This window comes from Pseudoalteromonas amylolytica (assembly GCF_001854605.1).
Classification (GTDB): domain Bacteria; phylum Pseudomonadota; class Gammaproteobacteria; order Enterobacterales; family Alteromonadaceae; genus Pseudoalteromonas; species Pseudoalteromonas amylolytica.
In genome coordinates, this window is record NZ_MKJU01000022.1 from 345,739 (window position 1) to 361,162 (window position 15,424).

The 15,424-nt window shown below is 43.1% G+C and carries 13 protein-coding genes; 6 read left to right on the forward strand and 7 right to left on the reverse strand.

Annotation, left to right across the window (positions count from 1 at the left end; genetic code table 11):
* Positions 1-26 precede the first annotated feature (26 nt).
* The gene (locus BET10_RS05960; RefSeq protein ID WP_070984009.1) at positions 27-3,137 is read right to left on the reverse strand and encodes a poly-gamma-glutamate biosynthesis protein PgsC/CapC; all 3,111 of its coding nucleotides are present in this window, start codon (positions 3,135-3,137) and stop codon (positions 27-29) included.
* A complete protein-coding gene (locus tag BET10_RS05965) occupies positions 3,137-5,119 on the reverse strand; it encodes a hypothetical protein (RefSeq protein WP_070984010.1) in 1,983 nt (660 codons plus the stop codon). The genes BET10_RS05960 and BET10_RS05965 overlap by 1 nt, the downstream gene beginning before the upstream one ends.
* Before the next feature lie 469 nt (positions 5,120-5,588).
* On the opposite strand from BET10_RS05965, the gene tyrR reads away from it, so the two are divergent.
* Positions 5,589-7,145, forward strand: coding sequence for a transcriptional regulator TyrR (gene tyrR, locus BET10_RS05970; protein ID WP_070984011.1), 1,557 nt, complete (start codon positions 5,589-5,591; stop codon positions 7,143-7,145).
* A 17-nt stretch (positions 7,146-7,162) separates the two neighbouring features.
* Here the strand turns inward: tyrR and BET10_RS05975 are convergent, their stop codons facing one another.
* On the reverse strand, positions 7,163-7,663 hold the full coding sequence (locus BET10_RS05975) for a hypothetical protein (RefSeq protein ID WP_070984012.1): 501 nt from the start codon (positions 7,661-7,663) through the stop codon (positions 7,163-7,165).
* A gap of 125 nt (positions 7,664-7,788) precedes the next feature.
* On the opposite strand from BET10_RS05975, the gene BET10_RS05980 reads away from it, so the two are divergent.
* Positions 7,789-8,322: an acyl-CoA thioesterase gene (locus BET10_RS05980; RefSeq protein ID WP_070984013.1), complete on the forward strand. Its 534-nt coding sequence runs from the start codon at positions 7,789-7,791 to the stop codon at positions 8,320-8,322.
* 54 nt (positions 8,323-8,376) lie between these two features.
* Here BET10_RS05980 and BET10_RS05985 read toward each other — a convergent pair whose 3' ends face one another.
* Positions 8,377-9,027: an OmpW/AlkL family protein gene (locus BET10_RS05985; RefSeq protein WP_070984014.1), complete on the reverse strand. Its 651-nt coding sequence runs from the start codon at positions 9,025-9,027 to the stop codon at positions 8,377-8,379.
* Between the two features lie 273 nt (positions 9,028-9,300).
* Here BET10_RS05985 and dapE point away from each other — a divergent pair, with 273 nt between their 5' ends.
* Both dapE and BET10_RS05995 read left to right on the forward strand, forming a co-directional pair.
* Positions 9,301-10,482, forward strand: a complete 1,182-nt coding sequence (gene dapE / locus BET10_RS05990) for a succinyl-diaminopimelate desuccinylase (protein WP_070984015.1) — start codon at positions 9,301-9,303, stop codon at positions 10,480-10,482.
* Positions 10,483-10,657: 175 nt separating this feature from the next.
* The gene (locus tag BET10_RS05995) at positions 10,658-11,104 is read left to right on the forward strand and encodes an Hsp20 family protein (protein WP_070984016.1); all 447 of its coding nucleotides are present in this window, start codon (positions 10,658-10,660) and stop codon (positions 11,102-11,104) included.
* Between the two features lie 183 nt (positions 11,105-11,287).
* Here the strand turns inward: BET10_RS05995 and BET10_RS06000 are convergent, their stop codons facing one another.
* From BET10_RS06000 to BET10_RS06010, 3 genes are read right to left on the reverse strand one after another with little or no spacing between them, the layout of a single operon-like run.
* Entirely contained in the window at positions 11,288-11,806 is a 519-nt protein-coding gene (locus BET10_RS06000; protein ID WP_070984017.1) for a hypothetical protein, read from the reverse strand.
* Positions 11,803-12,987: a peptidylprolyl isomerase gene (locus tag BET10_RS06005; RefSeq protein ID WP_070984018.1), complete on the reverse strand. Its 1,185-nt coding sequence runs from the start codon at positions 12,985-12,987 to the stop codon at positions 11,803-11,805. The genes BET10_RS06000 and BET10_RS06005 overlap by 4 nt, the downstream gene beginning before the upstream one ends.
* Positions 12,987-13,997, reverse strand: coding sequence for a phospholipase C/P1 nuclease family protein (locus BET10_RS06010; RefSeq protein ID WP_070984019.1), 1,011 nt, complete (start codon positions 13,995-13,997; stop codon positions 12,987-12,989). The genes BET10_RS06005 and BET10_RS06010 overlap by 1 nt, the downstream gene beginning before the upstream one ends.
* A gap of 204 nt (positions 13,998-14,201) precedes the next feature.
* Between BET10_RS06010 and BET10_RS06015 the strand changes: the two genes are divergently transcribed.
* Positions 14,202-15,023, forward strand: a complete 822-nt coding sequence (locus tag BET10_RS06015) for a MipA/OmpV family protein (protein ID WP_070984020.1) — start codon at positions 14,202-14,204, stop codon at positions 15,021-15,023.
* On the forward strand, positions 15,013-15,417 hold the full coding sequence (locus tag BET10_RS06020) for a DUF3019 domain-containing protein (protein WP_070984021.1): 405 nt from the start codon (positions 15,013-15,015) through the stop codon (positions 15,415-15,417). The genes BET10_RS06015 and BET10_RS06020 overlap by 11 nt, the downstream gene beginning before the upstream one ends.
* The last annotated feature ends 7 nt before the right edge of the window (positions 15,418-15,424 follow it).

The following is a 15,424-nucleotide window of genomic DNA, read 5'->3' on the forward strand; positions in this document are numbered from 1 at the left end:
TGGAGAAGACGATCCTCATACACCATTTAATATAAAACACGCTCGCCTCCAAGCAATGAATCAGTAAAGTTCTCTTGATTGATGAGCATGTTACGGTTGGGCAAATAGATGGCAGTTATGGCGCTTTTATGTTTTAAAACCAGTGCAATTGTGCCTGAAGGCGCCAGCCTAGCGACATTTAAGGTGCACGAAGAGAGCGTGTTACAAAGCGTTGAAAGCTGCGCTAAATTGTGAGTTTGAGCATAGCTATGGGTGATTGTTTTGAGCCTGTTGTACTGTTCCTCGCCTAATGGGTGCCAAAGCAAAGATTTCGGTTCTGATAAGTCTAGGTTCAATGGTTGAGAGGATACACTGATTGCGCCAAAGCGTTGCAGTAAAGCATCATTAGACACCGCAAAGTGTTGCTTATAGTCCGATGCAAGCCACAAGGTAGCCAATTCACTATGAGCTGAAAAGACATCGTATCCACTTTGTGCCGACGAACCTATTTCTAGTCCTCGAGTTGCCTTTTGGCCTGATACCAACTCATAGTCAACACCCAGCTTAGTTAAGCCCGCGCGTAATTGTTGTATTAACGGTTGGTGCTTATCGCTTGCAAAGGTGTGGGCAAATGCTAATGCGGTCGGTCTGATATCCGATGGTGTGCTATGACTACGCAGTTGCAAATGCATACTGACGCGTTCGGAGTCGTAACGTAGTAGGCTTTGATGTATCACATTAAACAGCGAATTAACATTGATTGGTTTAAGTACATTGGCTTGTGTTGCTGCATAGGGATGTGCACCTGCAATCAATAGGGATTTGGCACGCGTAGCATCAAACAGCTCCGCGGAGAATTTTAGCGTATGACTTTCGAATAGAGGTCTTGGTACTTGTATGTTGAGATGACTAGCCTGACCCAATCGAATAAAATAAATCCCTTGCCCTAGCTGATAGAAGCGGGGCTCTGCACGAGGGGAGAGCATAAAGTAATGCGTGTTATTGCTGTGAATGAGGCTTAGTTGATAACCAACTATATGACTGACTCTGTTGATATAAGCAAGGCGGCCAAGGAGGTTTTCATCTAAAGCTTTTGGCTCGAAGCGCTCAGCAAGTTGATAAAGTGGTCTGAGGATTTCAAATTCCCATAAGGCTGCATCTTTGTGGGATAAAGGCACAAAGTGTCCGCTGCCTTTAGCACTGATATGGGGAGTATAATTTGCCACCGCTTGTGAAACAGGTATATCGTATTGGGCTATGGGAAAGCGCTCTTGATCGGTCTGTGTAAGTGCTACTTTTGCTAATAGATTTATGTAGCTATCAGTGTCTACAAATATCTCTAGCATCTGTTCCTTATACGCGGGATAAGGCAAGCTACTTGGTGATACCAGACCAAACTCAATCTCGCCGCACGCTAGCAAATTGGTTAGCTGTGTTTGATTGATAGAGCTAGGTATTTGGTGATATATCCAGCCATGGCATCGTGTAGTTTGGTACTGTTTGGGCAAAGTTTTACGACTTTGGCGATTGAGTTCTCTTAGTTGTAATACTTCATTTGCAGCGAGCGCTTCAATAAATGCGCCATAATAGCGACTTTGTGGTAGTCCGGTTTCGTTGGTGGAAAAGGTTTGAGCATTACCAAGCGCCAGCGCACTGCTCTTTAGGTGAGTAAACAAAATCCCCGCGACGTCACTCGCAGAGCGTTCAGTGACAGGATAAGGCATAGTTACAACGTGACTAGCCAAGGGGTATTTGTTTAATACAAACATGCCTCTGGGCGTTTCATTGGTGTGGTCTTGAATATAGATGTGACGTTGATCTTGATATAAATTAAAACCAATTTCAGCCAGCTCTATGGCTGTAGCGTTTAATACGCTTGGCTCATTTCTATTTGCTGCAAGTGCTGATATAGCACGTTTAAACTGGCTGATGTTTAAATTGTGTTGGTATTGTGCTACTGAGCTGGGAGTTTGGTTTGCTGTGTAAAGTAGGCTTTTGTACTCGCTTATTTCGGTCGATACCGAAAGGGGTTGTGCGTGAGCGGTCGAACTAGCTATTTTAGCTGTCGTAAATAAGCTGGGTACGAACATCATTAGAAAGCCAATCATGATGGCCAAAGCACCGCCCAAAATAGAGGTTTGGAAAGTTGCTCGAATGATCAAGCCCAATGCGCTTTTTTGATATATCTTAAGTGCTAACAGCGTTGATAGCATATATCCAAAAGCAAACGCATCGGTGACTTTGACACTCGGGTAAAAGTAGACGAGTAGGTAATTGAGTAGCAGCTTGTAAACAAAGCCCACATTGAAGAAAAAGAATAGCAACCCTGCGCCTTCCAAACCGAGTTGCTTAAGGCGAGTGAAGCGCAGCAAGCTACCAGCAATGAGTAAAATGATGGCTGATTCAACAAATGAAGTAAGCAGCTTAGTAGGCTCTAGTAGTTGCAATGCCAGCAATGCCGGCAACAAAATGCCATTAAACTCCCAGCCATAGCGCAAGTTTGCCCTTGATGCGATAAATGCTGTGAGCACCAAAATGATATAAGCTTTTGGTGCTGCAACAATTGAACTTGCTACGGTCTCATACATGATGGCGAGATTGGCGATGCTAAAGTTAGTAAATGGCATCAATACGTAGCGTACAGCAATATAGGTGCACAGTAGCTGAGTGGCGGTAACTTTTAAGCCATATTTAAACCCGTGGTTCCACATCACATTGGCGGCCAACGCGATTATCACCAGCCCAAGGCTATGTAGTTCTGAAGCGTAGTCAAACGTGATGTCCCATAGCCTTAGCTCGTTGGCAATGACAGGCCACAATAAGCTGTCCATACAAACTCTAACCAAGATACTAATCAAAATGATGGCAAAGAATCTGTCACGACCGAACATCTCGGCATAGCCCAACTTCTCCATCAGTATTTGTGCGCTTAACCGCATGAGCCAGTAGACGATAATCGCTTCAATTAGAATCACAGCGGCGGATGTTGGGCTTACAATGAGCAATGGGACAAGGTAGCCTGGCACGACCAGGCCAGTTAAGGGAAACCCAAAGCGCAGGTTAAAAAAACACACCACGGCAATGCCAATCCACACGGTTGTGATAACTGACTGACCAAGCCCACTGCCGCTGGGAAACAAGTGTATTACCCAGTCCATTAAGGTGTGCCCCAGTCATCATTTTGTGGAGGAGCATGCTGATTTCCCTGCGCAAGTCGCTCAATCATTTTGTCTGGGCTATCAAGCTTATCGAACAGTGCAGAGACATTGATAAATTCAAATAGCACGCCAGATATGGAAAAAGGCGAGGCCGATTGAGTAAGTTCGGTGAGTTTGTCGAGGCTACAGACCACCATAATATAGTGTTGTTCGCCCAGTGATACACTTAAACTAAATTGCCCTTTATTGAGCGTCAAGTACCTCAGCTTTCCTCTTGCAACATCAATGGGCAGGTTGCCCACCATCATTAATAAATCCAGAGCCGTAAGATCAAAAATCAACAGCTTTTGTTGCGCAGCAAGCTGTTCAAACGCTTTATTCACCTGCATCACTTGACCAAACAAGTTAAACATGACGCTCGCTGTACTGAGTCGGTTGAACAAGTGTTCCAATGTGAGAAGTTTTTGCTCCATCCCTGCGATGGAGGTATGCACTTTTTTGCTCAGTGGCTCATATACATCTAACGTAAGGGTTCTTATCAGAGTGTGGCTGTTGTCGCGTATTAAATTGCTATGGGTATGGTGGTGATATAACAGTTCACCTACTTGGCTTGCAAAGCGGTTTACATTGCGCATGAAAGCTTGTTCATTAAATCCGTCACTGTTGAGAATCGTCATGGCCCAGAAGCCACGGATGTCTCCAGCATACATAAGCGGGACAATATACTGCGATTCATTCTCGTTTAAGTTAGCAAAGAAGGGACTGGATATTTTAATCACCCCTAAAGCTTTAATTGCATCGCTATATGGAGGGCGCTCGTAGTCTCTACGTAGCTCTTTAATGTCATCTATCTGGCAGTTGATCGCATGAATTTCACGCAGTCGGTGGTCGTGTTCCACGCGGGTTAAAAATATGCCTTTATGGAGACTTAATAATTGGTTCGTAAGAGTAATTACAGCGTCCCAAGGTGTTGCTTGCTCAAAGATGGACTTAGGCAGATATCGACCAAACATTCGCTGCTCTGAGTCACTAAGTAGTTTTTTAAGGCTTTGTTCTTCTTTGGACTTGCTGTGGAAAAAAGCCCAAGCAAGTGCCGTCCAGATCACCAAGAGCAATTGCCCTACCGGAAGCAATGCCTGTAGATAATAAATAGCAATATAGCCGACTATTAACACTAGCATATTCAACACTAGCGCTATGGTAATGTTAAACGTAGCGCCATAGCGCTGATAAATGAGTATTAAAACAAGAGCGGCCGCAAGTTGTACCAAGGCTGATGCAAGCGTGTTCAGTGGCGTTATTAAGAGGTTTTGCTCAAGGTTGTGCGCAAGATAGGCGTAAAGGAGAACGGGGTTTTTTTCGTCTTGTAGACCAGGAGCACGCAGTGAGGGGGTGTAGTTAGGCGTGCGTTGAGTAATAAAAACAATCTTGTTCTTAATTTGCGCTAGGAAAATGTCATCTGTGAGTAATCGCTGAGCTGAAAATTTTGGTAATGTGCTTACAGGTAAGCTGAAGTTTATCAGCTGGTGGTGTCTAGATTTTACGTTGGGAAACAGTGCCTTGAACCACTTCTGGCAAGCATCTTTTGTGGGGAGTGAATAGACGATATCATAGCCAAGCCAGGTTGTGATCTCGTTATCACATGACCCTGTGCGTGCGCCAGTGTAGAAAATGTGCTGACTCTTAGATGGGTTAGTGCTAAGCGTCTGATCCATAAATACCACTACAGCACGTGCTTCCAAATTAACTACTTTATCAACAAGCTGTAAGTGCTCTTTAGTTAAACTATCAGATTCAATAATAACTAGGTTCGTTTGTTTGGTCCCATTTGTACTAATTTGCATATACGTGCTGTATATCGGTGCATTAATTTTTTCCAATACTCCAAATGCTTCGGCAATAAAAAGGCTGCATAGAAAAATGCCTAACAACCAATTAGCACTGTTAAGTTGAACTTTCTGTAGTTGATACCGTAGAGACACACACTACCTCATGTTTAAAGTTATCAGTCTTAATACATGTAATTTGTCATGAGTTGAGCCAAATGCAGCTTTTAGCTCTTTAGACATTAAAAGCGTAGAATAAAACACCAAAAATCATAGTAATAAGCGTTGAGTTTATATAAAAAGCGATGTTTTATTGCGCTGTTAGAGAATTAAGTTTGCTGTACTTTTAAGCCTTGCAGCATATGTAATCAAGTCTCAGTCGATTAATAGTACGTTTTGGCGGCTGCGTTGGATTTATTCGATTCTGTTATAGCTTAATGCCGATAAAGATGTGAGCTAGATGGTTCTTAAAACTAATTCATTATTATTGCTAATTGGATAAAAAGCAGTATTTTGACTGATTAAATCGGCTGATTTGTTCAAAATAGTTTACATTAATCTAGTCCCGTGGCTATTCTTAGAGTATGATCCAAACAAGTTGTGCTACCCCTTTTTTGAGGAACAAATGCGTCTTGAAATTCATTGTGCTGACCGTATAGGTATCGCTCAAGAGATACTCAATATCTTGGTTAGTTATCAGGTTGATTTGAAGGGTATAGAAGTAGATTCGGTAAATTGTCGAATGTACGTTAGTTTTCCGCCCATTGAGTTTGAACAGTTTCAAAAAATTATGCCTGAAATAAGGCTGATAGATGGCGTAGAGGATGTTCGAACAACGGCTTTCCTGCCATCCGAGCGTGAGCATAATGAACTATATACTTTGCTAAGTGCACTCCCCGATGGTGTCATTTCTATTGATGCGAAGGGTTGGGTGCGTCATTGTAACGACGCCGCGTGTAAAGACCTAAATCAGTCAGAGTCGGAAATTATTGGGGCCAATATCAACAACCTATTGAAAGGCTTTAATTTTACACGCTGGTTAGAAGGTAAAGAAGTGCTTGGTCAAACGACGCGTGTTGAAGTCAGTGGTGAAGATTACATTGCAGACATTTTACCAATCTCAGTGCCTCAAGGTAATGAAGCTGATGTGTTGGCAGGCGCCGTTATCAATATCAAGTCACAAAGTCGTCTTGGCCAACAGGTCAGTGCGTTCCGTCGCTATGGGCAAGAAAGCTTTGCAACCATCCATAATCACAGTACAGCGATGCGCAGAGTTGTGCGCGAAGCGCGAAAGATGGCTCAGCTTGAAGCGCCTATCTTAATTACAGGTGAAACTGGCACGGGAAAAGAACTGTTGGCCAGAGCATGTCACTACGCATCGAACCGTTCACTTAAACCATTCATTGCTCTATCATGTGCGTCATTGCCAGATGATGTTGCGGAGTCTGAACTATTCGGTTATGCCGGCTACGAAGATAATACAGCACCCAAGCGTGGGGTTTTAGAGCAAGCGGATGGTGGTACAGTATTTCTCGATGAAGTTGGCGAGATGTCAAAGCAACTGCAAACCAAGCTGTTAAGGTTCTTACAAGATGGGACCTTTCGCAAGGTCGGCGATGAAAACGAAGTCAAAGTGAATGTTCGCATTGTTGCTGCTACGCAAAAAGACTTGCCTGCGATGGTACAAGAAGGTAGCTTCCGTGAGGATCTGTATTATCGTATCAACGTGTTAACGCTCGAAATAGCGCCATTGCGTGATAGAAAAGCGGATGTTGGCCCGCTAGCTGAGCACTTTATTCAAAAGTATGCACAGCAAAATGGCCATCCAGCGCCTAAGTTATCAGCGGACTGTTTAGAGTTCTTGGAGCAATACCCGTGGCCGGGCAACGTGCGTCAGCTAGAAAACTCAATCTATCGAGCGGTATCGCTGCTTGATGACCAAGAGCTGCGCGTTGAGCATATGCAGTTGCCTACGTTTACGCACGACTTAGGGTATTTAGAGTCCGATTTTGAAGGGTCATTAGAACAGGCTGTAAAACGCTTTGAAGCGACCTTACTGCGCAAGCTCTATCCTGCCTACCCAAGTTCTCGTCAATTAGCAAAACGTTTGGGGTTGAGTCACACCGCGGTCGCCAACAAGCTACGTGAATATGGTATCAACAGAAAAACGGTTAAGGTATAAAATTATTCAATAGGGCATTAGTTTCTAATGCCCATATCTTTGGTTACGCCGTCTAGTTTGACGTTATCAATCCCGTCAGTTGTAAAAGAGATCTCGATACTCACATTGCTTCTGGCGAGGAAATAATCCACATTATTAAACGTTAACAGGTAATTGCCTTTAACGTTGTTATTAAAGTCTTGTTTGTGCAGTGAGAGCTTATGCTTACCAAGTTGCCAATCAAACCCCTCAATAAACCCCTTGTTGAACTCCTGTATCCAGACCTTGCTCTCATCTTTACTCAATGTGATGGCGATGGAATAAGATTCTGGTAACTCTGCCATTTCGTAACTTTTGTCGCCAATACGAAATTGTTTAGTTTTATCTTGCCAAGCAAACCCAAAAGAAAAGGGTTTTTCTGCACCCGTTGGGTATCGAAGCGTGCCCTCGCCAGGGTAGTTAAAATCGGCAAAACTCAAACTGGAAAACAGTAGGCTAAAGGCCCCTAGAATGGTCAAAATGTAATAGTTGTTTTTCATCTTAAATAATTTTGTGGACTTTTTTTGAAGACTAGTTGAGCAATTCTAAGATGGCAAGTACTTCTTGTTCCACCTCAGTTCTATGTTAGACTCAGAGCGAATTGCAACTGGTTGGACCATGATATATGAACTTATATTTTCGTTTGTTACTGCTGTTTTGGAAGATAAAAAACAATAAAGACTATCAACCGCTACTTGATACCATAGAGAGCCGTTTTCGGGTATTACCTAGCGACTGTGATATCAATTTGCATTTGACCAACTCTCGCTATCTAGCATTTATGGATCTGGCTCGAACTTGGATGACAGAGCGGATCGGATTGTTTTCAGTGGTTATGAAGAGGCGTTGGTTCCCTATTGTGAATGCGACAGCAATTACCTACATTAGGGATATTAAGCCTTTTGAATCATTTAGCGTATCTACTCGGTTGGTAGGCTGGGATCACAAGTACTTTTATATTGAGCAAAAGTTTCATTCCGAGCGCGGCTTGCACGCCATCGCCTACGTGCGGGGGGTGTTTCGTAAAAAGAAAGGCATCGTTAGTGTTGAAGAAATGCTAGAAGCGGCTGGTTTTGATGGCGAAGCGCCAATTTTGCCGACAGAAATCATGCATTGGAAAGCAATGCTAGAAGAAAAGAAGGTCAATAACAAACGATAAAAGGCCACTGTGCGTGGCCTTTAGGGCTGAGTAAAGTAACTGTATAAAGGTCGATTAAAACTTGTATTTGACACCAAACATAGCTACCACAGGATCAAGCTCTACATCAGAGGTCAGTGTTTTAACTCCGTTAGCGTAAACGGTAGCGTCAGTGTTGATATCGATTTTTGCCAACATACCGTGAAGGCCCCATTTCTCATTTAGCGCATAGTTGAAACCAACTTGTAGCGCGATACCGAATGAGTCGTCCAAATCCACTTTAACTTCATCTGTGCCTAGCGTGGTGCGCAAAGCGCCAGTCGCTTCTTCGTCAAAAAATACGGTGTAGTTCAGGCCTGCACCAACAAATGGGCGAAACTTAGCGTCGGCTGCGAAGAAGTGATACTGCGCCAGTAATGTAGGAGGTAAATGTTTTACCTTCGCAATTTCAGCGCCTTGGAGTCCACCTGCCCCTTCAACAGTGTGTGAAAATGGCGTTGCTGCTACGAGTTCGAAAACTAAATTGTCAGAGTATTGATAGTCGAACGTTAATCCCAGTTGGGTGTCTGAATCGGCAACAAGTCCCAGCGCCTCATTTTGGTCGATATGAGAGGCTGTATTGCTTGGATTTACGTTAATAGCACCAAGGTTAATGCTAAGCTGTGCTTGAGCAAAAGGGGCAGCAACAAGTAATGCTGAAAGTAATGCAGTGCTAAGTGTTTTCATTGTCATCTCCTGAACCTATACGAGGTATCTTGTTTTGATGAGTCAATATTAAGGTTCTGGCGGATAAAAAAACTGTTCTAGATCAAGATTTGCTGATGGATGTTTCAGAAATTTTTGAAACTTTGATTTAGATTAAGTTTTTAACTGAAAATACGCTGGAGCGAAGATGTTTTTGATTGGTGTTGTCATTGTGATGACCTAAAAGTGCCATGAAATCGCAACACAATCTGGCTGTAATAGTGCAAACGTGTTTGAGTATTAAGGCTTAACAACATGGCACAGCCACTCGCTGAAATTGCAACAGCTAACCTAACCACAGTTGAGAAACTACAAAAGTTAATTCAGGCACCATCGGTGACCCCCGACGATGCCGGCACCATCACATGGCTAAGCGCCCAGTTATGCCAACATGGCTTTGAAATACTTCTTCAAGAGGAAGTAAAGGGTGTGACAAACTTCATTGCTAAACGCTATTTTTCACCGGGTCCAAGTTTGGCGTTTGCAGGTCATGTCGATGTCGTACCAGCCAATAGTAAAGGGTGGCAGGTAGCCCCTTTTAGTGGTGATATTGTTGATGGCTGTATTATTGGCCGTGGTGCTGCGGATATGAAAGGAGGCATTGCAGCTATGCTTAGTGCGGCTGAGCACCTATGTGCCCAGTCAAATGTGCAGGGTACGTTCTACTGGTTGTTAACGTCGGATGAAGAAGGAGAAGCGGAATATGGTTCAAAGCGAATCGCTCAGTTTCTTAAGGAACATCACATTGAACTGGATGCGTGTTTAGTTGGAGAGCCAACCTCAGATAAAGTAGTAGGGGATACCATAAAAAATGGCCGTCGAGGCGCATTGTCTGGTAGGGTGCAAATAAATGGCAAAGCTGGGCACGTTGCCTATCCAGAAAATACCATTAATGCGGCCCATATAGCAGGTGAAATTGTAAGCGCATTGACTCGGTTGGTGTGGTGGAAAGATGAGCCTGGGTCAAAAACGCACTTGCAAGTTACCGGCATCACGGTGCCAAATATCGTTGATAACTTAGTGCCCAGCGAGTGTGAGGTCACTTTTAACATTCGTTACAGCCATGGCTATAAAAGTGACATGGTACAAGCATTGGTTGAATCGTTGTTAGAAGAGTGGAAACACCACCTGAAGTTTGTCTGGGAGCGCCCATGTGAGCCTTACTATACGGGCACAAAGGAACATAACTGTTTCTTATCGTTAACCGAAAGGGCTATCTATCTAGTGACTGGTCGCTATCCGTCTCTGAGCACTTCTGGTGGAACTTCTGATGGTCGCTTTTTTGCTTCACCACAAACGCAGGTGATTGAATGCGGTGTGCGAAACCACTCCATTCATCAAGTTAATGAACATGTGTCTATTGCAGACTTAACTCAGATCGAGGAAATATACAAAGCTGTTTTAAAAGACTTTTTTATCGATAGGGAAAGTTTTTAAAAAAATTTAGACGTGTTTACTTGAAAATAAGTTTGCAGACCATAAATCAGTTGTTGAAGACGCCGAAATGGGTCTTTAGAAATATAAGAAATTGAATTTAATGAAATAGTAGCTTTCTAGCTGGTTCCTAAGGAAGAGCAAGAAGCTAATATCGCTTAATTATGAGGATATTATTATGCGCACAGTAGACCTATCTCCACTTTACCGTTCATTTATTGGTTTTGATCATTTAGCATCGTTAATGGATGCCGCAGCTCGCACAGACAAACAAGCCACATTTCCCCCATACAACATTGAGTTGTTAGATCAAGACAAGTACCAAATTACCATGGCTGTGGCAGGCTTTAGTGAGCAAGAGCTAAGTATTGAATCTGAAAATAACACCTTGAAAGTATCGGGAACGAAAGCACAGAAAAGTGCCCAACCAGAGCGAAAGTTCATACACCAAGGCATTGCCGAGCGCAGCTTTGAGCGTAAATTCCAGCTAGGTGACCATGTTAAGGTTATTAATGCTGAGCTAGAGCATGGACTCCTTGTGATAAATCTAGAGCGAGAAATTCCAGAAGCATTAAAGCCACGCAAAATCGAGATCGGCGCCGCTAAGCTGCTAGACAATAAATAAATATAGCGTCACAAACAGATTTCCCTGACTGTTGTTGACCATAAGTAATGTAATAACGCCACTCATATGAGTGGCGTTATTGTTTTAGGGGTTAGGTAATCGTTTAAAGTTGTGAGTAAACCACCATAGCAAAGCGATGAATAAATAGGATAACGCTGTTAATCTCCCAACAGTTCGATACATTCATTGTTGTACAAGCTCCATCCTTAACTCTTCACTCATAGCCTTAATTCCGGCGATTTTCTGTTGTGCAAAGTCAAGTTGCTCTTTGCTGATCCCTTCGGCGCGGCCACGTGCTAATAGGGCTTCTAGGCGTTTTATTTTATCCGTGGCGGCGTCGATATATTGTTGTTTTAACTGTCGCTCTTGAGTTTCAGCAAATGCTTGATACTGCTCATGATCATTTAAATCCCCTTGATATGACGGTGCATGTGTCGGCTCGGCGATAGGGGGAATATACACTTCAATAACCTCTTCACGTGGCTTATCGATATTTTTGTACTGGCTCTCGGTTGTGGGGCGAGCAACTGGGTTATGTGAAATGTGCAGAGTCTTGGTTGAAGACTCTGCGGTCGCAGGTTTATTCGTATTGCTAGCATGTTGTGTGCTAGCTGCTGGCGATTCAGACGGGTAATTGACCCATACCATTAGCCCTGCAAGTACTGCACAACCTATGACAAGCCAAATACGATATTTCTTCATAGCATCGCCTTGTTTTGCTTAAGCCACTGCGCTCTTAACTCTGCATATTCAGCTTTTGCCAGATTGTCGGTTAAGGCGATTTTTGCTTGGTATTTCACTGTTTCACTATCTGCTTGATAGTATGCGTAATGGCGCTTGAGAGTGACTGCAATAAGCCATTCCCCGTTTGGGGTTCTTACAGGTCTAGATAGCTTTTCTGGGAGCAGGCTAAAGACTAATTGCTCAGCCCATGAATTTTGCTTTTGGCGTTTTACCACCCCTTGTGATTGCGCGAAAAGGTCTTGTAGTTTGAACTGAGTTAATGCCTGTGAAAATGAGTAATTTATGGCATAGTCATAGAACTTCGAGGCCATGTCTCTATCTGGAAAAAGTACAGCTTGGGCGTTAACCTGCGCAATGTATTTAAAGTCATCTTTATTGGCTTTAAAGTAATTATCAATGTGCTGTTGTGTGATTTTGTTTTGTAGCTGCTCAACATAGTCGCTGTGCTCACCATGCATGCTGTGCAGCACACCGAAGTAGTTAAGCATCACGGGTCGTAACAGTTCTGCTTTTGCTATTTCTAGAAGTCGCTGTTTTGATAGCCCAAGCTTTTGCAACTTATCGCTTAACGAATGCAGTGTTAGATTAAAGCGTCGATGTTCAGCGATGAGAGATTTAAACAGATCAATGTCCCCTTGGTGGAGCTTATAGCGGTTTTGCATTGATTGCTCATTCATGAGCGTCGCCAGCGTCAATGGCGCACCTACTAAATGTGTTAAGTCAATCCGTTCAAGGCGTGCTAGTTGTGGCTCAGAGTAGGTGTTATCGCTTGGGTAATCAGGTAAGTTCTGAGATAACCAGCTGGTGGTGTAGGGAGCAAAAGATTTGCCATCAAGTGGCAAGGTATCAGGCAGGTTAAACTCGCTTTTTAACAGTACCAAAGCAAAGCGTCGTGCATGATAGTCAGTGCTAAAACCAATCGCAGATTGTTTATGTAATATGGTTGGTTGGCGCAGTTTTGCTTGAGCTAATAAAAAGGCATTTTCAAACAGACGCTCTTTTGCCTGCTTCACGGACAAACTAGGCTGCTTCTTTTGTAAAACCTTGTGCACTAATTTTATTTCAGACTGACTAAAGCTGTGTTGTGCAAACAATGGCAGGCTCAATAAGCCCGCCAGTAATAAAACCAAAATATGCATTAACGCGCCACCATAGCGTGATTAAGTAAATGTACAACCATGGCAATGGCATGCGGGATCACCAGCTTGGCGGTGTTTAAACGGTCATAGTGGTCTTTTGAGTTAAGTACGATACCGCCTTGTGCGTAAGAAAAAGCACCACCTTGTGTTAAAAGTGGACGAATATCTTGGCTGTTTGTTGCAAGTGGATCAAAGCTTTCAAGTGCATCTTGCACTAGCTGCATGTTGTTTAGATTCTCCTGATCGTAATAGTCTTTCACCCAAGACTCCCAGCTTGCGTGGTTTAAATCGGAAGTTGTCCAAGTGTGGTGAGGTTGCAACAGATCAGTGGTATGGAATACAAACCCAAGTAACTGAGGGTTACCACTTTGTAGATATTTTTGATACCAATACTGACCTAGATTATCGATAGGCTGAAAAGGCATTTCTTCAAAGTCATCATACATGCTGTAGTTTGACTGGCTGTCGATACGGTAGTTAGCTTCAGTAATACCATAGCTGTTGTAACGCGTATCATCGGCGCGGAACCAACCTGTTTCGCCACCATGACCGTCGTCTAAGTAGTCACCTTTTAACCACGTCGCAGCCATGGAGTCAACGCTGCCCCAAACGGTCAATTCTTGGTAGTTATAACCGCCAAAATCATTACCATGTATATCTGCACCTTGAGTATGATTTTGAAAGTGCCAGTAGCTGGTATATTTTACAATGCTTTCAGCCGCTCCCCACAACGGTGCTTGTACACAATCTCCTGTGATTGCCCCACAAAAAAAAGTATCTTCAAAGTCATCAACATCGTAAGCAGCTTGTCCGAGTAGTTGAGCTAGTGCCGAAACACTCATATTGTTTGCCGCTGCGTAGTTCGCAAGTTTTTGATATTGGGTGGTTGATGGGTTTTGCGCCATGTAGTTTACAGCGTCGATCACGATTCGTTTATGTGTTTCTTGACTAAAGGCATGAACATTAAGTGTTGCTGCACCAAGCGCCGCGCAGAGTATTATTTTTTTCATAATTATCCTTAGGTAAAGTAATAACTCTAGTTCGAAGTGCGATATTTGACATCTCAATTGTTACTTTTTGATTTCATTTTGGTTAATTTTTGGCTTTTGTGGTTTGTATAAGATGAAAACTGTGATTGTTGATAACGGTTAGGTCGGGTATCATTAGGCAACAATTTCGGCACAAACTATATAAATAAAAAAGCATGCCCAAATATGATTAACAATATAAAAATATTACTGCTTCTATTGTTTTGCGCGCCTATGGCGAGTAATGCACAGCAAGAGTATGAACAAAGTGATGAGCTATATTGGCAGCTCAGCTTAGGCGCGTTCTGGGTTGATTTAACATTACCAAAGCTTAAAGGTGCTAAATCAACATTTAATGGTCTAAGTATTCTTGCAGATGCCCGGGTGGAGTATAAAAACTTTTATCTTCGCGTTGACTCAGGCGATTTCTTCGGTGGCGCAGACATTGGTTATCAATTATGGACCAATGGTCATGAAGGCATCGATATTATCTATGGTAATTACCGTTTGAGTTTTTCTCAAAGCGGCTACGTTGATGATGATCCTCCCGTCCGTGAACTTCGAGGTATCAAAGAACGTCATCAAGATCAATCTTTTGGTCTTGCCTATTATCGCACTGTTGGCGCATATAGTGCCGTGGTTGAAGTCGTGTATGACGCCTTTGGTGGCAGTAATGGCTGGGTAATTCATGGTGAGGCCACACGCAATTTTGAGTTACGCAACTGGGATGTATGGTTCAACTTTGGTGCAAACTACTATTCCGGTAATTTTATCGACTATTTCTACGGGGTTGATATTGATGAACAATCAATTCACTTACCCGCTTTTCAGGTGAATGGAGCTTCATCGGTGTTTACACAAGTTCAGGCAAATTATCCAATTGCAGTTGATTGGGTGTTTAGTGCTGGGGCATCAATACTTGTTGGTTCTTCAAACGTGACAAAAAGTCCTTTGGTTGAGTCTCGTCATGCAAGTGCTGTCTTTGCCGGAGTGAAATATGTATTTTAGACTCATTTCAGCTAAGTATTTGCTAGGAGCAATTTTAGGAGTCATCGCATTTGACAGCTATGGTGCAGAGCATGCGCCGAGCGAAATTTTACATGCGACTCCGAACAAGTGCGTTGCACTTAACCAAGGAAGAACCTGCTATGCGGATGTGAAGTTTAAGGTGAATACCCCCACAACAGGGGATTATTGTATTCGCGAGGGCTACTCAAAGAAAATTTTACAGTGTTGGGCAAACACTAAATCATTTACCTATACCTTGAGTTTTGGTTCGGCGCAAAGTCTGAGCTATGAGCTAATTTCGCAAGCCCAGCGAGATGTATTGGCGGTGACGACAATAGAGGTTAATTGGGTTCACAAAGTACAAACCAAAAAGCGTCGCTGGCGTTTGTTTTAAATTAAAA